15 protein-coding genes are annotated in these 18645 nt (G+C 74.0%); 7 read left to right on the top strand and 8 right to left on the bottom strand.

The annotated features are described in order from the left end of the window. Nucleotides 1-331 precede the first annotated feature (331 nt). A complete protein-coding gene (locus DVA86_RS23970) occupies nucleotides 332-1672 on the top strand; it encodes an adenine nucleotide alpha hydrolase family protein (protein WP_208881333.1) in 1341 nt (446 codons plus the stop codon). A 6-nt stretch (nucleotides 1673-1678) separates the two neighbouring features. Here DVA86_RS23970 and DVA86_RS23965 read toward each other — a convergent pair whose 3' ends face one another. Then, nucleotides 1679-2248: an ArsR/SmtB family transcription factor gene (locus DVA86_RS23965; protein ID WP_208881331.1), complete on the bottom strand. Its 570-nt coding sequence runs from the start codon at nucleotides 2246-2248 to the stop codon at nucleotides 1679-1681. Nucleotides 2249-2388: 140 nt separating this feature from the next. On the opposite strand from DVA86_RS23965, the gene DVA86_RS23960 reads away from it, so the two are divergent. Next, nucleotides 2389-3585 (top strand): MFS transporter, encoded by a 1197-nt coding sequence (locus DVA86_RS23960; protein WP_208881329.1) that lies wholly within the window; start codon nucleotides 2389-2391, stop codon nucleotides 3583-3585. 43 nt (nucleotides 3586-3628) lie between these two features. On the opposite strand, the gene DVA86_RS23955 is transcribed toward DVA86_RS23960, so the two are convergent. Next, entirely contained in the window at nucleotides 3629-4822 is a 1194-nt protein-coding gene (locus DVA86_RS23955; RefSeq protein WP_208881327.1) for a thiolase family protein, read from the bottom strand. A gap of 96 nt (nucleotides 4823-4918) precedes the next feature. On the opposite strand from DVA86_RS23955, the gene DVA86_RS23950 reads away from it, so the two are divergent. The 3 genes from DVA86_RS23950 to DVA86_RS23940 all read left to right on the top strand — a co-directional run bounded on the left by DVA86_RS23950 (nucleotide 4919) and on the right by DVA86_RS23940 (nucleotide 6912). Next, nucleotides 4919-5350: a winged helix-turn-helix transcriptional regulator gene (locus tag DVA86_RS23950; RefSeq protein ID WP_208881326.1), complete on the top strand. Its 432-nt coding sequence runs from the start codon at nucleotides 4919-4921 to the stop codon at nucleotides 5348-5350. A gap of 125 nt (nucleotides 5351-5475) precedes the next feature. Then, nucleotides 5476-5943, top strand: a complete 468-nt coding sequence (locus DVA86_RS23945; protein ID WP_208881324.1) for a cupin domain-containing protein — start codon at nucleotides 5476-5478, stop codon at nucleotides 5941-5943. 120 nt (nucleotides 5944-6063) lie between these two features. Next, complete coding sequence (locus DVA86_RS23940; RefSeq protein WP_208881323.1) at nucleotides 6064-6912, top strand: 3-hydroxybutyrate dehydrogenase; 849 nt, start codon at nucleotides 6064-6066, stop codon at nucleotides 6910-6912. Here the strand turns inward: DVA86_RS23940 and DVA86_RS23935 are convergent. The 6 genes from DVA86_RS23935 to DVA86_RS23910 all read right to left on the bottom strand — a co-directional run bounded on the left by DVA86_RS23935 (nucleotide 6877) and on the right by DVA86_RS23910 (nucleotide 14729). Then, nucleotides 6877-8862 carry a DUF2264 domain-containing protein gene (locus tag DVA86_RS23935; RefSeq protein ID WP_208881321.1) on the bottom strand — a complete coding sequence of 662 codons (1986 nt, stop codon included), beginning with the start codon at nucleotides 8860-8862 and terminating at the stop codon, nucleotides 6877-6879. The genes DVA86_RS23940 and DVA86_RS23935 overlap by 36 nt on opposite strands. Then, a complete protein-coding gene (locus tag DVA86_RS23930; protein ID WP_208881319.1) occupies nucleotides 8859-9899 on the bottom strand; it encodes a hydroxyacid dehydrogenase in 1041 nt (346 codons plus the stop codon). The genes DVA86_RS23935 and DVA86_RS23930 overlap by 4 nt, the downstream gene beginning before the upstream one ends. A 90-nt stretch (nucleotides 9900-9989) precedes the next feature. Next, the gene (locus DVA86_RS23925; RefSeq protein ID WP_208881317.1) at nucleotides 9990-10916 is read right to left on the bottom strand and encodes a carbohydrate ABC transporter permease; all 927 of its coding nucleotides are present in this window, start codon (nucleotides 10914-10916) and stop codon (nucleotides 9990-9992) included. Next, a complete protein-coding gene (locus DVA86_RS23920) occupies nucleotides 10913-11890 on the bottom strand; it encodes a carbohydrate ABC transporter permease (protein WP_208885085.1) in 978 nt (325 codons plus the stop codon). Before DVA86_RS23920 ends, DVA86_RS23925 begins: the two co-directional genes overlap by 4 nt. A 112-nt stretch (nucleotides 11891-12002) precedes the next feature. After that, nucleotides 12003-13346 carry an ABC transporter substrate-binding protein gene (locus DVA86_RS23915; RefSeq protein WP_208881315.1) on the bottom strand — a complete coding sequence of 448 codons (1344 nt, stop codon included), beginning with the start codon at nucleotides 13344-13346 and terminating at the stop codon, nucleotides 12003-12005. A 99-nt stretch (nucleotides 13347-13445) separates the two neighbouring features. Next, complete coding sequence (locus DVA86_RS23910; protein WP_208881313.1) at nucleotides 13446-14729, bottom strand: substrate-binding domain-containing protein; 1284 nt, start codon at nucleotides 14727-14729, stop codon at nucleotides 13446-13448. Between the two features lie 294 nt (nucleotides 14730-15023). Between DVA86_RS23910 and DVA86_RS23905 the strand changes: the two genes are divergently transcribed. Both DVA86_RS23905 and DVA86_RS23900 read left to right on the top strand, forming a co-directional pair. Then, nucleotides 15024-16625 (top strand): MFS transporter, encoded by a 1602-nt coding sequence (locus DVA86_RS23905; protein WP_208881312.1) that lies wholly within the window; start codon nucleotides 15024-15026, stop codon nucleotides 16623-16625. A gap of 22 nt (nucleotides 16626-16647) precedes the next feature. After that, nucleotides 16648-18582, top strand: coding sequence for a helix-turn-helix domain-containing protein (locus DVA86_RS23900; protein WP_208881310.1), 1935 nt, complete (start codon nucleotides 16648-16650; stop codon nucleotides 18580-18582). Nucleotides 18583-18645: the final 63 nt, after the last annotated feature.

Genomic DNA, 18645 nt, shown 5'->3' with positions numbered 1-18645 from the left:
ACGTGTTTCGCGGGCTGGTCCGGTCCGGCGTCCAGGATACGGCGGTCCTCGGGGCGCCGCCGTTCGGCAGCGGGCAGAAGCGGGCGGGAGCAGGCGGCAGCACGCCCCACACGCGCCCCCGCACATTGCCCCGCACACGCCCCGCACGCACCGTGACCGCCCGTGACCGCCCCCGGCCCCGCCTGACCCCGTGTCACCGATTCCCGCACTGTCGATCATGCGCACGGCGAGCTGTGCCATCGTGGAGTCGGGCCGAGACCGCCGCCCGGCACCGCACCGTCACCGCCGGGCACGCCCGGCCCACGGCCAGAGAGGAGCCGGAGAGCGCAGGATGATCTCCCCCGACACGGCCCGCTTCTGGTGGCGGGCCGTCCCCAAGGAGCGCCCCAAGGGCGCCGGCTGGCGCGCCGTCGACGAGTCGGACTTCAGGGAGCGCGAAGACCGCGTCACCGGCCGGCAGAGCCTCACCGGGCCCGTGCCCGGCTGGGCGGACGATCTGCTGCGGACGGCCAGGGCCGTCTTCCTGGCGGACCGGCTCGTCCGCCGCGACGCGTCCCCCGACCGGTGGACCCGGCACTTCACGCTCTCGCTCCCCGTGACCGATCCGGAACGGTGGCAGGAGGCCGCCGTACCCGTGCTGGAGCCGCTGCTGCGGGCCTTGACGGGGGACGTGTGGACGCTGGAGTTCCGGCAGCTGCCGCAGCGCCCGACGCAGGTGCTGTTCCCCGGCGACGACGCGCGCCGCGCCCGCGAAGTCGCCCTCTTCTCCGGTGGCCTGGACTCCCTGAGCTGGGCGGCGCAGCGCGCGGCCGACGCGAGACGCGGCCCGCTGCTGCTCGTGACCTTCGCGGAGCGGAAGCCGCAGAAGCGCGTGCAGCAGCCCGCGCACGAGGCCGTACGCGCGCTCGCCAAGCGGCTCGTACGCCAGATCACCGTCCCCGGTCAGACGCCGCAGGCGCACGGGAGCACGCTGGAGCGCTCGGCGAGGTCGCGCGGGCTGCTGTACGCCGCGCTCGCCGTGCGGGCGGCCGCCGCGGAAGACGTAACCGTGCTGCACGCGCCCGAGAACGGCCAGCTCGCCCTCAGCCCGCCGCCGAGCAGGCAAGCGGAAGGAGAAACGGAAGGGGAAGCGGAAGAGGGTGCCGTCGGCGGGCTGCCCGCCAGCGTCGTACACCCGTGGCTCCTGCACCTCCTCAATCAGCTGATACAGGCCGTCGCGGGGACCGTGCGGGTCAAGAACCCGCTGCTGTACGACACCTGCGGCGAGGTCTGCCAGGCCGCGCTGGCGGCCGGGCTCGGCCGCGACGACCTCGAACGGACCCTGAGCTGCGCGGCCGCCCCCGCGCGCCGGCCCGGACCGGACATCGTCAACTGCGGGCTCTGCTACGCCTGCCTCGTGCGCCGTTCCGGACTGCTGCACGCGAACGGCGCGGACGCCACCCCGTACGAGGCGGCGCCCTGGCTGCTGCCCGCCGACCACAGGCGCACCGAGCTGTGGCGCGCGCTCGAACTGTGGCTGGAACGGCCGGAGTTCACCGCCGACGATCTCGTCGCCGAGCTGCCCCTGCCGCCCCGTACGCACGCGGAACCGCTGCTGGAGGTCGTCGAGCACGGGCGCGACGAGCTGCGGCGGCTGGTGCGTTCGGCGCCGCGCATGGAGGAGACGGCCTGACGCTTGTCAGCGGCCCCCGCCCCCGGCACCGCTCCCGTCCCCGCCCCCGTCGTGGTCGGCCGTGTCGTCGTCCTCGGCGAGCGGGAACAGCATCACCGTGCCGCCCACCCGTACGGTGTACGGCGCGTGCGGCGGCTGTGCCGCGTCGTGCAGGTCGGCGAGGAGTTCGGCCATGCGCCGGCGGAAGCCGTCCCAGTCGGCCGGCGTCAGCCAGAGTTCCGCGTCGGCGGTGACGCCCGGGCTGCCGGGCGCGTGCCGGGCGGCGCGCTCGCGGAGGTTGTGCGCGAGGGTCTCCGACAGCAGGGCGGTGCCGTCGCGTTCGCCCTGGTCGGAGAGCGGCGTGCCGTGCACGGTGCGGTAGCGGCGCTCGACACCGCCCCGGCGCGTACGCGTCCCGTCCAGCTCCGCCAGCCCCGCGGCGCCGAGGAGCCGCAGGTGGTGGCTGGCCAGCGCGTGCGAGATCCCCAACTCCCGTGCGAGCGCGGCGGCCGACTGCGGGGCGGCCCACATCAGCGACAGCATCCGCAGCCGCGTGGGGTGGGCCAGCGCGCGCAGTACGGCGTCGTTCGTGGTCACGGCGGTCAGTAAACACCACTGTACGGGGGCCGGTCAGCGACTCCCAAGTGTTGACTTGGGGGTGCGGCCGTGTTCACCCTCGTACGTCGGGCACGGACGTACGGAGCGGGCGCGCGGCATACGGCGGCGGGGGGCGACGCGTGGAGTGGGGTGCCGCCAGGGTCCTGCGCGACCGGAACTCCGGGCTGTACCTGGGCGGCGTCGTCGTCTCCGGCTTCGGCAGCTCCGCGATGTCGCTCGCCGCGGGCGTCTGGGTCAAGTCGCTGACGGGCTCGGACAGTCTGGCGGCGCTGGCGCTGTTCTGCGTGTGGGCGCCGACCCTGTTCGGTCCGGTGATCGGCACGCTGACGGACCGTACGCGGCGCCGCCCGCTGCTCGTACGCGCCAACCTGGCCATGGCGGCACTGCTGTTGACGCTGCTCACCGTCCGTACCGAAGGACAGGTGTGGCTCCTCTTCGCGGTGCTCACCGCGTACGGCGTCAGCGCCGTTCTGACGGACGCGGCGGAGGCGGCGCTCGTCGCGTCGGCCGTCCCCGCGGAACTGCACGGCGACTTCAACGGCCTGCGCATGACCGCAAACGAGGGCATGAAGCTCGTGGCCCCGCTGCTCGGCGCGGGGCTGTTCGTACAGTTCGGTGGCGCCGCGGTGGCCGTCCTGGACGCGGTCACGTTCGCGCTCGCCGCCGGTGCCTTCGCGCTGATGCGGGTGTCCGAGCCGCCTCCGCCGCGGAAGGGGGCGGCGCGGTGGACGGCGCGGACCGCGGAGGGCGCGCGGTACGTGTGGCGGCAGCGCGGCCTGCGGCGGCTGGTGCTGGCGGGCGCCGCCACCATGTTCGTCGCGGGGCTCAACGGCGCCGCCGTGTACGCCGTCGTGGACTCCGGGCTGCACCGCTCCCCCGCATTCGCGGGGGTGCTGTACGCGGCGCAGGGCGTCGGGTCCGTACTCAGCGGCGTGGCGGCGGGCCCGCTGCTGCGGCGGCTGCCCGAACGGGCCTTCGCCGCGGCCGGTATCGCCCTGTTCGGCCTGGGCGTCGCCCTGCGCACCACGCCGTCGTCAACGGTCGCGCTGGCGGCCAGCGTGCTCATCGGGGCCGGGCTGCCGTGCGTACTGATCGCCGCCATGACGGCCGTACAGCGCGATACGCCCCACGCGCTGCTCGGCCGCGTCGCCGCGACGGCCAACACCCTGGTCTTCGCCCCGAACGCCGTCTCCCTCGCGGCGGGCGCGGGCCTGGTCGCCCTGCTCGACCACCGCGTACTGCTCGCCGTGGCCGGCGCCCTGGCCGGTGCGACGGCGCTCGGCCTGGTCGTACGCGGGCGGCCGGAACGGGGCTGAGCCGCAAACGGGGCTGAGCGGCGGGAGAGACCGAGGGCCCCGCTCAGAGGCGTTCCACGATCGTCGCGTTGGCGAGGCCGCCCGCCTCGCACATCGTCTGCAGGCCGTACCGGCCGCCCGTCTGCTCCAGGACCGACAGCAGCGTCGTCATCAGGCGCGCGCCGCTGGCGCCCAGCGGGTGGCCGAGCGCGGTGGCGCCGCCGTTGACGTTCACCTTGGCGAGGTCGGCGCCCAACTCCGCCTGCCAGGCGAGGACCACGCTGGTGAACGCCTCGTTCACCTCGAACGCGTCGATGTCCGCCAGTGCCAGACCGGCGCGGCCGAGTGCCTTGCGGGTGGCGGGGATGACGCCGGTGAGCATGTACAGCGGGTCGTCGCCGGTGACGGCGAACGTGTGCAGCCGCGCCCGTGCGCGCAGCCCCAGCCGCGCGGCCGTGTCGGCGCCCGCGATGAGCACCGCGGCGGAACCGTCGTTGACCGGCGAGGAGTTGCCCGCGGTCACCTTCCAGCCGAGGTCCGGGAAGCGCTGTTCCCAGTGGGGGTCGCGGAACGCGGGCCGCAGGCCGGCCAGTATCTCCGTCGTCGTGCCGGGCCGTACGGACTCGTCGCCGGTGACCGGCACGGGTGCGCCGCCGTCGGCGGGCGCCTTCAGCGCCGCGACCTCCCCCGCGAAGCGCCCTTCGCGCCAGGCGCGCGCCGCACGCTGGTGGCTCTCGGCGGCGTACGCGTCGAGCTGTGCGCGGGTGAGCTGCCAGCGCTGGGCGATGAGTTCGGCGCTGATGCCCTGCGGCACGAGGCCGTCCGGGTAGCGCGCGGCGACCTCCGAGCCGAGGAAGTCGCGGCCCGCGGTCTGGCTGCCGATCGGCACGCGGCTCATCGACTCCACTCCGGAGGCGATGACCAGGTCGTACGCGCCGCTCTGCACGCCCTGTGCCGCGAAGTGGAGCGCCTGCTGGCTGCTTCCGCACTGCCGGTCGACCGTGACCGCCGGCACGGATTCGGGCAGGCCCGCGGCGAGCGCCGCCCAGCGCGCGGTGTTGGAGCTCTGCTCGCCGATCTGGCCGACGGCGCCGCTGATGACGTCGTCCACCAGGGCGGGGTCGATGCCGGTGCGTTCGATGAGGGAGCGGAGGGCGTGTGCGTGCAGGTCCACGGGGTGCACTCCGGAGAGCGCTCCGCCGGGCTTGCCCTTGCCGATCGGCGTGCGTACCGCGTCGACGATCACCGCATCGCGCATGGTCCTGCTCCGTTCTCGGGGTCGGTCACCATTACCTGTATACGCTCGTCAGTTGGATTTCACAACTAACGATTTCGGGGTGCTACATTGACCGGCATGAACGGCCGCGAGTGCTCGATCGCCAACGCCCTCGGCGTCATCGGCGAGCGCTGGACCCTGCTCGCCCTGCGCGAGGTGATGCTCGGCGTGCACCGTTTCGACCAGATCGCGCGCAACACCGGCGCCAGCCGCGACATCCTCGCCACGCGCCTGCGCAAGCTCGTCGAGGCGGGCGTGCTGGAGAAGCGGGAGTACGAGAGCCGCCCGCGGCGCTACGAGTACGTGGCGACCGAAGCGGGCCGCGCCCTCCGGCCGATCCTCCTCAACCTCATGGAGTGGGGCGACCGTTACGCGACGGACGGCCCCGCGCCGACCGTCTGGCGCCACTCCTGCGGCGCGGACCTGCACCCGGCGACCGTCTGCGCGCACTGCGGCGAGCCCGTCGAGGACGGCTCGGCGCACCCGGTGCGCATCGGCGCCGTCCGCTGACGGGCGCCACGACCGGCCGCGACCGGCACGCAACTGGCCGCGACTGGCCGCAACTCGCCTGTTGCGGCGCCTACTTGGCCGCCGGATCACCTGCACGTGCACGGGCGGATCGCTAACGTGACGCCATGCCCCTTTCGAAGCGCTGGAGACGAGTACGGCAAGCGGCGGTCACGGCGGTCTGTGTGGCGGGAATCGCCGCGGCGCCCTCGGCCGCGGTGGCGACGCCCGGCAGCGGCGTCACCTCGAAGACCCTCGCGGAGGGCAGCACGGCGGACGGTGTGGAGATCAGCGCGGAGGGGCGTACGGACGTCGCCTACAGGAAGATCACCATCGAGCCCGGCGGCACCACCGGCTGGCACTACCACCCGGGCCGGCTGCTCGCCGTCGTGAAGTCCGGCACCCTGACCCGTACGCTCGCGGACTGCTCCGTCGAGGTCTCCGGGCCCGGCGACACCGTGGTGGAACCGGTCGGTCCGGAACATGTGCACACCGGCCACAACCACGGCAAGGAGCCGGTGGTGCTGTACGCGACGTACGTCAAGCCGGAGGGCGGCCCCGACTCGGTGGACGCGGCCGACCCGGGCTGCGGCTGAACGGCGCGGGCGCCCGGCGGGGCGGTGGCGCCGGGGTGTCGGTGCCGCACACCGTCGCGTCGCCAAGTGTGGGGAGCGGGTACGTAGGAAGCGGGCCGCCGCGTCCCTACCGTTCCGGGCATGACGAGCCCCGCTGACCCCAGCCGCGCCCCCGCCGACACCGACGACCGTACGCAGCTGAACGACCGTACGCGCCCGTACGACCATGCGCGCCCGTACGCCCGTACGCGGCTGGACGGCCGTACGGTCCTGGTGACCGGCGGCGGCAGCGGCATCGGGCGGGCCTGCGCGCGTACGTTCGCCGCCGCGGGTGCGCTGGTGCACGTGGTGGACGTGGACGCCGAGGCCGCCAAGTCGGTGGCGGAGGAGGTCGGCGGCCATCCGCACGCCGTGGACCTGGCGGACGCGGAGGCGGTCGGACGGCTGCCGCGCGCGGTGGACATCCTCGTGAACAACGCCGGGCTGCAGCACGTGGCCCCACTCCAGGACTTCCCCGCCGAACGGTTCGAGCACCTCCAGCGCGTCATGGTCACCGCGCCGTTCCTGCTGCTGCGGCAGTGCCTGCCGCACATGTACGGGCGCGGCTGGGGCCGGGTCGTGAACATCTCCAGCGTGCACGGGCTGCGCGCGAGCGCGTACAAGGCCGCGTACGTCGCGGCCAAGCACGGCCTCGAAGGGCTGAGCAAGGTCGCCGCCCTGGAGGGCGCCCCGCACGGCGTGACCAGCAACTGCGTCAACCCCGGCTACGTACGCACCCCGCTCCTGGAGGGCCAGATCGCCGCCCAGGCCGGCGCGCACGGCGTCGCCCCGGACGACGTGGTGAACGATGTGCTGCTGGACCGGTCCGCGATCAAGCGGCTGATCGAGCCCGCGGAGGTGGCCGAGGTCGCCGCCTGGCTGTGCGGCCCCCACACCGGCTATCTCAGCGGCGCCTCACTCCCCGTCGACGGCGGCTGGACCGCCGGCTGACCCGCTCCCCGTGTGGGTGACGGTCGCCTCGGGTTCCCCGTCCGCGCCGGACGCGAAGGCGATACGGGTGCGCGCGCCGTCGTCCGCCCACCGCACCTCGACCGACCCGGGGCCGGCGGCCAGCACCTCCGCCGCCTCGGCCAGGGGCGCCGGCTCGGGTTCCGCGGTCAGCGTGGCGAGCGCCGCGTACAGGCCCGTGTCGGGCGGCGCGTCCGCCGTCAGCCGCGGTACGCGTGCCCAGCGCGTGTACGCGGTGCCCTGCGGCGCCCGTACGGTGTCGCTCCCGGTCCAGCCGTGCAGCGGGTGCAGCGCTGACCGCAGGGGCCCGTCCCCCCGGTCCGTGCCGTCGCCGGTCGCCCACCCCGTCTGGCTGACCCGCGCCCCCGGCGGCGCACCCGTCACGTGGTGGACGCGCAGCTCGTACCGGCCGCGTACGAACGTCACGCTCGCCACCCGCAGCCCCGGCACCATCGGCGGCCCCGGCGCGAACACCGGCAGGTGCCAGGACGCGGCCCAGCCCCAGCCGTCGCCGTGCCCGGCGCCGAGCGGGCGGATGCGGCGGCGCGTGCTGCGTGCGCCCGCGGCCTCGACGGCGAAGTGGTTGTCCGGGGCGTTGTCCGGCGCGGTGGGACCCGTACGGGTGGAGTACGCCTGCCGGCCGTAGTGCGGATCGGCGGCGGCCGACTCACCCTCGTGCGGGCGTACGTGGTCGCTGCCGTGGTTGTGCAGCCGTACGACGCCGTCCGCGCGGGTCGACTGGAGCAGCAGGCCGGGGGCGGGCAGGGCGAGGACGCGGTCGGGTCCCTCGCTGGGCGCGGGTTCCTCGGTGGCGGTCCACAGCGGATGGCCGGCCGGGGCGAGGAGGGAGACGAAGCTCTTGGCGGCCCAGTACGGCGAGGAGGGCCCGGAGTAGTGCTGGAGGGTGGCGTCGTGCGGGCCGTGCCAGCCGAGACTGAGGAGCCCGTCGGTGCCGGTGGCGCCGCGGTCCAGAAAGTAGCGGAGGGTGCCGCTGAGCAGCCGCCGCGAGGCGCCCGGCGTGAGCGGCGTGTGCCCGCTGACGGCGCCCATCGCGACGGCGGCTCCGGCCGCGAAGCGGTACGTGAGCGAGCGCCCGAAGTACATCGGTGCGCCGTCGGCGCCGAAGGTGAGGGCGAAGCCGTCCAGGTGCGCACGCAACCGCGGGCCGTGGTGGCCGAGCTGTGCGGCGTCCCGCGCGAGATGCGCGTGCAGCATCGGGTACAGGTGCAGGGCCCAGCCGTTGTAGTGGTCGAAGGCGCGGCCGTCGCCGTCGGCGTACCAGCCCTGGCCCCGGTACCAGCTCTCCAGCAGCCGCAGCGCCCGCTCCTTCGCCCGCTCCGTCTCGCCGTCGCCGCGGCCCGCGGACTCCAGGAAGGTGGCGACGGCGTACTGGAACAGGTACCAGTTGTTCGGCGCCGGCGTGTGCCGCAGCGCGCCGCGCAGCCACTCCTCCGCCCGGTCCCGTACGCCGTCGTCCAGCCGGTCCCACAGCCACTCGCGGGTCAGCCGCAGACCGATCGCCACGGAGGCGGACTCGACCATCGGCTGGCCCTGCACGTGGTGGTCGAGGATCAGCGGCCACGACTCGGCGTCGTCGCGGCCCGGCGTACGGGTGCCGGACGCGAGCCCGTCCGCGTACCGGCCGAGCCAGCCGTACGGGTCCGCGCCGCCCGCGCCTGCCACCCGGAACGCGGCGGCCAGGAACGTACGGGCGTACCCCTCCAGCCCGTCCGAGCGCACGCCGGAACCGGAGGGCCGGCCCGGCAGGTCGAGCAGCGCGCTGCCCGGCGTGGCCCAGCGCCAGGCGGCGTCCAGCAGACCGTCTGCGGCGGCCTCCCAGTGGGCCCGCGTATAGCCGGTGTACGGGCTCAGCTCCCGGTCTTCCGGAGGCAGTTCGAGCACCGTAGGGTGCGCGCCGTCGGTGAGTGTCATGCCAGTGACTCCAGCCGTTCGCGTCGTACGGGATGGGCGAAGCCGTCACCCGCCGCCCACCGGGCCGCCTCGGAGACGGCGAGCTCGGCCAGCCGCCGCCACTCGTTGCCCTGCGAGCCCGCGAGGTGCGGGGTGATCAGTACGTTGCCGCAGTCCCAGAGCGGGTCTCCGGGCGGCAGCGTGTCGGGGTCGGTGACGTCCAGGACGGCCCGTACGCGGCCCTGCCGGAGCAGGTCGGTGAGGGCGCCCTGGTCGACGACGGCGCCGCGCGCGGTGTTGATGAACGTGGCGTCCGGGCGCATGGAGGCGAGCAGTTCGCGGGTGACGAGGCCGCGGGTGGCGGGCAGCAGCGGGGTGTGGACGCTCACCGTGTCGCTGTGCGCGAAGAGTTCGGCGAGCCCGACGGCCCGTACGCCGAGTGCGGACGCCTCCTCCGCGGAGACGTACGGGTCGTGCAGCAGCACCTCCATGTCGTACGGGCGCAGCAGCTCGATGACCCGCCGGCCGATCAGGGAGGCGGACAGGATGCCGACGGTGCGGCCGTAGTTGCCGACGTCGGGGCCGACGCGCAGCCAGTCCTCGCGGCGGCGTTCGGCGCGGAACGCCTCGGCGCGTTCCAGTACCCGCTTGCCGGTGAGGACGATCATCGCGACGGTGTACTCGGCGACGGGCAGGGCGTTGGCGGCGGCCGCCGAGGACACCTCGATGCCGCGCTCCCAGCACGCCTCGGTGACGTGGCCGCGTACGCTGCCGGCCGCGTGCACGATGGCGCGCAGCCGGGGCGCTGCGGCCAGCACGGCGGCGTCCACGGGCGGGCAGCCCCAGCCGGTGACGAGGAGTTCGGCGTCGGCGAGCGCGGCGCGGGCGCGCTCGGTGCCGAAGTCGTCGAGCGCGGGCGGCGGTACGAGGTCGCAGTGCTCGGCGAGCGCTGCCAGCGACGGCGGGGCGAGGACGGTGTCGGCGACCTCGGGTGCCATGGCGAGGACGGCGCGGGGCCGGCGCGTACGGCCGCTGCCGGGGGTTGGTGCGGTGGGCATCGGGCTCCTGGGCTGGGACTGACGGGTGACGTGCTGACAGGTGGCTTACGGGTGGTGGCCTGTGCGCCCGGAACGGGCGGCCCCCGGCGGCTACTTCACGGCGCCCGCCGTGAGGCCCGACCGCCAGAAGCGCTGCAGCAGCATGAAGGCGAGGACCAGCGGCAGGACCGCGAGCAGCGATCCCATGATGACGACCGGGTAGTACTCGGGCGACACGGTGGCGGAGCTGTTCCAGGTGTACAGGCCCAGGCTCACCGGATAGAGGTCCTGGTCGGACAGCATGACCATGGGCAGGAAGAAGTTGTTCCAGATGGTGGTCAGCTGGAAGAGGAACACGGTGACCAGGCCGGGGCCGAGCATCCGCAGCGCGACACGTACGTACGTCGTGAGCTCCCCGGCGCCGTCGACGCGGGCCGCCTCCAGCACCTCGTCGGGGACGTAGCCCTGGCTGAAGATCCGGCCGAGATACACCCCGAACGGGTTGAAGAGGACGGGCACGAAGACCGACCAGAAGGTGTTCACGACGCCCGTCTCGGACGCCAGCAGGTACAGCGGCAGGGCGAGCACCGTCTGCGGCACCATCACGGCCGCGAGCACCAGCCCGAACAGCTTCTCCTTGTGCCGGAAGCGGTACTTGTCGAAGGCATAGCCGCAGGCGACGCTCAGCAGCGCGCCCAGCGCGGCGCCGACGACCGCGTACAGCAGGCTGTTGACGTACCAGCGGCCGTACAACCCGCCGTCCATCGCGAACAGGTCGCCGAGGTTCCGGGTGAACGAGAGGTCGCCGAGGTTCAGCAGGTCGCTGCTGAACAGCGCGCTGCGGTCCTTGCTGGCGGCGAGGACGAGCCAGAGCGCCGGCAGCAGCGTGTACAGCACGGAGAGCGCCACGATGGTGTTGACGGCGGCGCGTCCCAGCAGCCGGGGGCGGAGCGCGGCGGGGGTGCCCGTGCCGGAGGAGGAGCGGCGGCGCGGGGAAGTGCGGCGCGGACGGGTGGCGGTGCCGGCGGGGGCGCTCATCGGGCGTCCTCCTGGGCGGAGTTGAGGCGGCTGGTCCAGCGGGTGACGCCGTACGAGACGGCGATCGTGCAGACCAGCAGGACGACGGAGGCGGCGGCCGCGAGGCTGTAGTTGTTGCGGGTGAACGCGGCGTCGTAGATGTACATGCTGGGCGAGAACCGCGAGTTGATCATCGGCGTGGACTGGCCGAGCAGCATCGGCTCCGTGAACAGCTGGAGCGACCAGATGAGCGTGAACATCCCCACCATCACGATGGCCGGGCGTACCAGCGGCGTCTTGACCCGCAGCGCCGTACGCACCGGGCCCGCGCCGTCCACCACGGCGGCCTCGATCGTCTCGCGGGGCACGGCCTGGAGGGCGGCGTAGAAGATCACCATGTTGTAGCCGAGGTTGCTCCACAGCGCGATGTTCATGATCGACGGGAGCACGGTGTGCACGCCGAGGAAGTCGACCGTGATGTCGGCCTTGCCGAGGACCTCGATCACGGGACTGAGGCCGGGCGTGTAGAGGTACAGCCAGATGATGGCGGCGATGATGCCGGGCACCGCGTGCGGCAGGAACAGCGCTAGCTGCGCCCAGGCGCGCAGCCGTACGACGCCCGAGTCGAGGAGCAGCGCGAGCGCGAGCGACGCGAGGACCATCACCGGGATGTACACGGCGCAGTAGAGGGCGACGACGCCGAGCCCGGAGAGGAACGTCGGGTCGCTCAGCACGGCGGCGTAGCTGCGGAGGCCGGAGAAGACGGTGCGCTCCGGGCCGAAGCCGAGTCCGGGCTGGTCGGCGCTGAAGAAGCTCAGCCAGACGGCGGTGCCGACCGGGATCAGGAAGACGGCCACGAGGAGGACGAAGAACGGGGTCATCAGGACGGTGCAGGCGCCGAGTTCGCGGCGGCGGGCGGCCTTGCGGGGGCGGCGCACGTGCGGGGCCGCGGTGCTGCCGCGGGTCGTGACGGGCGGTGGCGCCGTCGCGGTCATGGTGGTCACCTGCCTTCCTGTGCTGCTGCCGTTGCGGGTGCGGGTGCGGGCGCTGACGCGGCTGCCGGTGCGGGTGCCGGTGCCGGTGCCGGTGTCGCTTCCGTATGCGGGGTCACGTCGTGTGCTCGGTGGTGGCCAGGCCCAGCGCGCGGAGGTCGGGCATGGTGGCGTCCTGCGCGGCGCGCGCGGCGCCGATCAGCGTGCCCTGGCCGCCGCTGACGCGTGCGAAGCCGTCCTCCATCACCGTCTGCGTCGCGGTCATCCGGGGCCCCCACGTCCAGCCCGGCCGTACGAGCCGGGCCTGCTCCTCGAAGAGGCGGTAGACGTCCTGGCCCCGGTAGTACGAGCGGTCGAACGCCTCGGCCCCGACCGACACCAGTCCGGGCGCCGCCGGGTACTGGCTGCTGGCGCCGCTGGAGAGCCGCGCGCGCAGCGCGTCCGCGTGGGAGACCTGCCACTCGATGAACTCCATGGCCGCCTCCGGGTTCCGGCTGTCCTTGGTCACCGCGAACGTGGAGCCGCCGTGCGTCCCGACGACCGGCTTCTCCGGGCGCCACTGCGGCAGCGGCGCGACGGTCCAGGCACCCTTGTGCTCGGGGTGCGCGGTCATCTGCGCGCCGGCGTCCCAGGCGCCGCTGAGCCGTACGAGGACCCGGCCGTTGCCGACCTGCGCGTGGCCCTGCGTGCTGTCGACGGGGTTCATGAAGACAAGGTCGTCGTCGATGAGCCGCTGCCAGTACGCGGCGACGCGGCGGGTGGCGGCGTCCGCGAGGGAGACGTTCCAGGCGCCCTCGCTGATGTCGAACCACTGCGCGCCGAGCTGCCAGCAGAACGCGGCGAAGTGCATCGCGCCGTCCGTCGGCAGGAGGACGAGCCGCCGGCCCGGCGCCCTGCGCCGCACCTCGCGGGCGACGGACTCGAACTCCTCCCAGGTGCGGGGCACTTCGAGTCCGTAGCGCCGGAAGAGGTCCGAGCGGTAGTGCATCACCATCGGCTCGATGTCCAGCGGGACGCTGAACACCCGCTTCTCGAACGTGGTGAGGCCGAACGCCTGCGGCAGCAGCCTGGCGCGCAGCCGGTCACTGAGGAGCGGGCCGAGGTCGCGGGTGACGCCGTCGATGGCGAAGCCGGGCAGCTGCGGGTACTCGATGGTGGCGACGTCGGGGGCGTTGCCGGCGCGGGCGGCGTTGCTGAGCTTGGCGTAGCCGCCCTGGCCTCCGGCGGGAATCTGCTGGAAGTTGACGCGGACGCGGCGCTGCGAGCTGTTGTACGCGTCGACCACTTCCTGGCTGCCGCGCAGCGCGGACCAGAACGTGATCTCTGCGGGTGTACGGGCCGAACTGCGGTGCGCCGAACGGTCCGTGCCGCCGCCGCTGCACCCGCTGACGGCGCCGCCCGCGAGGGGCAGCGACGCCATGGCGGCAATCAGGGAACGACGGCTCTGTCGACCAGCCATGAGGGCCTCCCACGGAAGCTGTCGGAGTCATGGGAATACTGATCGACCGATCAAGTAGCGTCAATGCTGCGATCAAAGGAAATTGAAACGGTCAAACGCTCAGTCGTTTACCGGGTCCTGTGCGGGGCCCTCCGCGGGGTCCAAGGCGGTGGCGATGAGCGTTCCGGTGACCGTTTCACCGGCGGGCTGGGCGTCCGTACGCACGACCGCCGCGCCGCCGTCCGGTGCTGCGCCGCCCGGCTCCCGTACCGAGCCGCGCACCTTCAGTTCGGGCAGCAGCTCGACCCGCCGCACCGGCGCGGCCGCCGCACCCGCCGGGTCCGTGTCCTCCGGCGGCGCGGCGGGCCACTCCGCCAGCCGCTTCAGCAGCAGTTCGGCCGCCGCCGCGCCGACCGCCGCCTTCGGCGGTGCCACCGCCGTCAGCGGCGGGCTGCCCAGCGCCGCCACCACGTCGTCGTACGCCACCACCGAGCAGTCCTGCGGCACCCGGATGCCCCGGTCCATCAGCATCTGCACGAGCATCAGCGCGTCCTCGTCGCCGTGCAGCAGGGCGGCCGTGGCGCCGCGTTCGCGCAGCAGGGCGGGCAGGTCCCGGCGCGTGCCCGCGCCGTCCTCCGCCGCTTCCGGCGCGGCCCGCGCCGAACTGAGCGTCACGGTCCAGTCGTCGATCTCCGGGGAAGCGGCGGCGATGTCGGCGAACGCGGCCCGTACGGCGCGCGCGGTCGGGCTGTCGTTCCGTGCGGCCAGTACGACGCGCCGGTGCCCGTGCGCGACCAGGTGCCGCACGGCGAGGTGCGTGCCGTACCAGTGGTCGGAGCACACCGAGTCCAGCGCGTGGAGCGCGCTGCCGGGCCGGGGCCGCCGCTCCATCAGCACCGTCGGCACCCGCGCGGCCACCTCCGCGAGCCAGCCGTGGTCGGCCTCCTCGCTGCCCGCGCTGCGCCAGCGCGGCGCGATCAGCAGCCCGCGTACGCCCTTCGTCAACGCCCGCTCCACCATGGGCCGTTCGGCGCCGGCGGCCTGCGGGGCGACGTACAGCGCGATGCGCGTACCCGCCTCCTCCAGCACGGAACGGGCGCCGTGCAGGGTCTCGTAGAGGTACGAGTGCCGCTCCGGCACGACGAGCGCCACCGCACCGCCGTCCGCGCCGCCCTCCGTACCCGGCCGGCCGGGTGCGGCCGACTCCTCCTCGACGTGCGCGAGGGAGCGCGCCACTCCGTGGCCGCGGCGCAGCCTGCCCGCACGGGCCAGCTCCTCGACGTCGCGGCGGACCGTGACCAGGGAGACCTCGAGTTCGGCGGCGAGATCGCTGACCTTCGCGACACCGCGCGACTCCAGGACCGCCAGGATGCGCTTGCGCCTCAGTTCGACCGGCTCCCGCATGCTGGGCCCCCTCGCCGGGCCGCTGCCGCCGCCCGTGTTGTTGTTCGTTTGAATGGTGTTCGTTTGAACGCTTTGCGGCAGCATAACGATCGGGCAGGGTGTTCTGTCCAGGCCGGAGCGGCCGGCCCGGCCCGCGGGGGCAGCCTGCCGGGCCCGCGGGGACGCCCGCGTGGGACCGGCACACACAGGCCGCGCCCAAAGTATGGCGACGCGGCACATGGGGTTCTGACCAGGCCGTTCCTACGGTGTGGGCGACACGGAACGATTCCCCGTCCCCGCCTGGAAGTGGTGACCATGGCAGCCGCCGCACCAACCGCTCCCCCGACTCCGCCGACTCCCCCCAAGTCCGGCTCCCTGCGGCGCGTTGTCGCCGCCAGCCTGATCGGCACCACCATCGAGTGGTACGACTTCTTCCTCTACGGTTCCGCCGCCGCCCTGGTGTTCAACGAGCTGTTCTTCCCCGACAGCGAGCCGCTCGTGGGCACCCTGCTGGCGTTCATGACGTACGCGCTCGGCTTCGCGGCCCGGCCCATCGGCGGTCTCGTCTTCGGTCACTTCGGCGACCGGATCGGGCGCAAGAAGCTGCTGGTGGTCAGCCTGCTGCTGATGGGCGGGTCCACGTTCGCGATGGGCCTGCTGCCCACGCACGCCACGCTCGGCCTCGGCGCCGCCGTCCTGTTGACGGTGCTCCGCCTGGTGCAGGGCTTCGCGCTCGGCGGCGAGTGGGGCGGCGCCGTACTCCTGGTGTCCGAGCACGGCGGTCCCAAGCACCGTGGTTTCTGGGCCTCTTGGCCGCAGTCCGGTGCGCCCGGCGGGAACCTGCTGGCGACCGGCGTCCTGGCGCTGCTCGCCGCGGTCCAGTCGGACGACGCATTCCTCGCCTGGGGCTGGCGGGTGCCGTTCCTGCTGTCCGGGGTGCTGGTGATCATCGGGCTGTGGATACGGCTGTCCGTCTCCGAGTCGCCCGTCTTCGTCGAGGCGCAGCGCAAGGCCGCGGCGCAGGCGGCGGCGCAGGCCGCGGACGCGGCGGACCCGACCGGTGCGAAGGCCGGGGCCGAGGCTGGGGCCAGGGCCGAGGAGGACGTGCCCCACGCGCCGCTCCCCGCTCCCGTACGGGCGCCGGTCGTCGAGGTGTTCCGCAGCAGCTGGCGGCAGGTGCTCACCGCGATCGGCGCGCGCTTCGGCGAGAACGTGTCGTACTACATCATCACGTCCTTCGTGCTCGTCTACGTGACCGCCCATCTCGACCTGCCCAAGAGCACGGCGCTGAACGCCGTGCTGATCGGCTCCGCGCTGCACTTCGTGACCATCCCGCTGTGGGGCGCGCTCTCGGACCGGGTCGGCCGCCGTCCGGTGATCGGGCTGGGCGCGGTCGGCATGGCGGGCTGGGCGTTCGCGTTCTTCGCGCTGATCGACTCGGAGTCGTTCCCGGTGATCACCGTCTCGGTCACCGTGGGGCTGCTGTTCCACGGCGCGATGTACGGGCCGCAGGCGGCGTTCCTCTCCGAGATGTTCGACACCCGGGTCCGCTACACGGGGGCGTCGATGGGCTCGCAGGTCGCCGCGATCGTCGCGGGTTCGCTCGCCCCGATCATCGCCGTGGAGCTGCTGAAGGACTTCGACTCGTCCGTGCCCGTGTCCGTCTACCTCTGCCTCGCGTCCGTGATCACCGCCGCCACCTGCTGGGTGGCCGCCGAGACCCGTGCGCGCGATCTGACGCGCGACGAGGTGCCCGTCGGGTCCGGCCCGCCCGCCACCCCGGCGGCGAAGCACGAGAACGCGGAGAACCAAGCGGACACAGCAGGCACAGCGGACACAGAAGAGACAGATGACACAGCGGCGGACGCGGACGGCGAGCGGAAGGTGCCCCGCCGCTCGGCCAAGGTCAACGGCTGACCCCCGGAGGCGATCACCCCCTATGCTCCCCACCGTGACAGCCCCCCGGCCCGAGGAGCCCGCCGGCGGCCCGCCCCCGCGCTCCGGGGACGGCCTCCGGCAGCTCCTCGACCTGCTCGCGCGCGGCGCGCCCGCCGAGGAGTTCGCCGGGCCCGCCGCCGAGGCCCGTGAGGCGGGGGCGGCGGCGGAGGAGGTGGCCGCCGTCGAGGCGGCGGCGCGGGTCGCGCTGTCGATCCGGCGCACCCTCACCCAGCACCGGGAGCGCGAGGCGGAGCTGACCGCGCTGTTCGACACGGCGAGCGACCTGGCGGCGCTGCGCGACCTGGATGCCGTGCTCCGCGCCATCGTGCACCGCGCCAAGCTGCTGCTCGGCACCGACGTCACGTACATGACGCTCACCGACGAGACCGCCGGCGACACGTACATGCGGGTCACGGACGGCTCGGTGGCCGCCTCGTTCCAGCAGTTGCGGCTCGGCATGGGCGAGGGCCTGGGCGGGCTGGTCGCGCAGACGGCCCGCCCGTACGCCACCGGCGACTACCAGGCGGACCCGCGTTTCCACCACACCGTCACCATCGACGGCGGCGTACGGGACGAGGGCCTGCGCGCGATCCTCGGTGTGCCGATGCGGCTGGGCGCGACGGTGATCGGGGTGCTGTACGCGGCCGACCGCACGCCGCGCGAGTTCTCCCGCGAGGAGGTGGCGCTGCTGTCGTCGCTGGCGGACCACGCGGCCATCGCGATCGACAGCGCGCGGCTGCTGGAGGAGACGCGTTCGGCGCTGGCGGAGCTGGGCGCCGCCTCGGAGACCATCCGGGCGCACAACCGGGCCATGCGCCGTACGGAGGAGGCCCACGACCACCTCACGGACCTGGTGCTGCGCGGCGCGGACGCGACCGAGGTGGCCGCAGGGATCGCCGCGCTGCTGGACGGCGGCATCCTGATCCACGACGCGGACGGCACCGAGCTGGCCCGTACGGGCACGGACCCGCTGCCGCCGCCGGAGCAGGCCGTGTCCGCGTCGCGCAGCAGCGGGCGCGCGGTGTGCAGCGACGGGACGTGGGTGTGCGCCGTGCTGGCCGGGCCTGAGCTGCTCGGCGACATCGCGCTGACGGGCCGCGCGGAGCTGGATGACGCCGACCGGCTGCTGTTCGAGCGCGCCAGCATCGTGACGGCGCTGCTGCTCCTGCTGCGCCGTACGGCGGCCGAGACGGAGGACCGGGTACGCGGGGAGCTGCTGTACGACCTGCTGGCCGCGACCGGCGACAGCGGCAGCCTCGCGTCCCGTGCCCGCCGGCTGGGCATGGACCTGGCGCAGCCGCACGCCGTACTGGTGGTGGACTGCACGGCGGCCAGCCGGCGGCGGCTGCTCACGGCGGCGGCGCAGAGCGCGCGTACGCGGGGCGGCCTGGCCGGGCTGCACCACGACCACGTCGTGCTGGTGGCGCGTACGAACGAGCCCGGCCGGTGCGCGCAGTCGCTCGCCGCCGAGTTGGGCAAGGCCGTGGGCGCGCCGGTCACCGTGGGCGGCGCGGGCACGGAGGGCGGCTGCGGCCCGCACGCGCTGTCCACCGCACACGGCGAGGCGCACCGCTGCCTGTCGGCGCTGCTCGCGCTGGGGCACACGGGGCACGGCGCGGCCCTGCCCGACCTCGGTTTCCTCGGCGTGCTGCTCGGCGACCACGCCGACCTGGCCGGCTATGTGAACGGCACCCTCGGCCCCGTCCTCGACTACGACGCGCGCCGCGGCACGGAGCTCGTCCACACCCTCGACACGTACTTCACGCAGGGCGCCAGCCTGACCCGTACGAAGGACGCGCTGCACATCCACGTCAACACGGTCGTGCAGCGCCTGGAGCGGATCGGCCGGCTGCTCGGCAAGGACTGGAACGCGCCCGCCCGTTCACTCGAGATCCAACTCGCGCTGCGGCTGCACCACTTGGCGCAGAAACTGTAGCCCGCGCCGTACACACACGCCCGTACGGGGCACACTCCCGCGGGCAAACGCCCGCATGCCCGG

The sequence above is a fragment of the Streptomyces armeniacus genome, from assembly GCF_003355155.1.
Taxonomy (GTDB): Bacteria; Actinomycetota; Actinomycetes; order Streptomycetales; family Streptomycetaceae; genus Streptomyces; species Streptomyces armeniacus.
The sequence above is the reverse complement of the archived record's forward strand: the minus strand, read 5'-3'. Positions and strand labels throughout refer to the sequence as shown.

What these genes read in the sequence shown, in the direction of transcription:
- DVA86_RS23970 (WP_208881333.1), top strand. Translation starts at nt 332, where the DNA reads ATGATCTCCCCCGACACGGCCCGCTTCTGGTGGCGGGCCGTCCCCAAG.
- DVA86_RS23955 (WP_208881327.1), bottom strand. Translation starts at nt 4,822, where the DNA reads ATGCGCGATGCGGTGATCGTCGACGCGGTACGCACGCCGATCGGCAAG.
- DVA86_RS23950 (WP_208881326.1), top strand. Translation starts at nt 4,919, where the DNA reads ATGAACGGCCGCGAGTGCTCGATCGCCAACGCCCTCGGCGTCATCGGC.
- DVA86_RS23945 (WP_208881324.1), top strand. Translation starts at nt 5,476, where the DNA reads ATGCCCCTTTCGAAGCGCTGGAGACGAGTACGGCAAGCGGCGGTCACG.
- DVA86_RS23940 (WP_208881323.1), top strand. Translation starts at nt 6,064, where the DNA reads ATGACGAGCCCCGCTGACCCCAGCCGCGCCCCCGCCGACACCGACGAC.
- DVA86_RS23935 (WP_208881321.1), bottom strand. Translation starts at nt 8,862, where the DNA reads ATGACACTCACCGACGGCGCGCACCCTACGGTGCTCGAACTGCCTCCG.
- DVA86_RS23930 (WP_208881319.1), bottom strand. Translation starts at nt 9,899, where the DNA reads ATGCCCACCGCACCAACCCCCGGCAGCGGCCGTACGCGCCGGCCCCGC.
- DVA86_RS23925 (WP_208881317.1), bottom strand. Translation starts at nt 10,916, where the DNA reads ATGAGCGCCCCCGCCGGCACCGCCACCCGTCCGCGCCGCACTTCCCCG.
- DVA86_RS23920 (WP_208885085.1), bottom strand. Translation starts at nt 11,890, where the DNA reads ATGACCGCGACGGCGCCACCGCCCGTCACGACCCGCGGCAGCACCGCG.
- DVA86_RS23915 (WP_208881315.1), bottom strand. Translation starts at nt 13,346, where the DNA reads ATGGCTGGTCGACAGAGCCGTCGTTCCCTGATTGCCGCCATGGCGTCG.
- DVA86_RS23910 (WP_208881313.1), bottom strand. Translation starts at nt 14,729, where the DNA reads ATGCGGGAGCCGGTCGAACTGAGGCGCAAGCGCATCCTGGCGGTCCTG.
- DVA86_RS23905 (WP_208881312.1), top strand. Translation starts at nt 15,024, where the DNA reads ATGGCAGCCGCCGCACCAACCGCTCCCCCGACTCCGCCGACTCCCCCC.
- DVA86_RS23900 (WP_208881310.1), top strand. Translation starts at nt 16,648, where the DNA reads ATGCTCCCCACCGTGACAGCCCCCCGGCCCGAGGAGCCCGCCGGCGGC.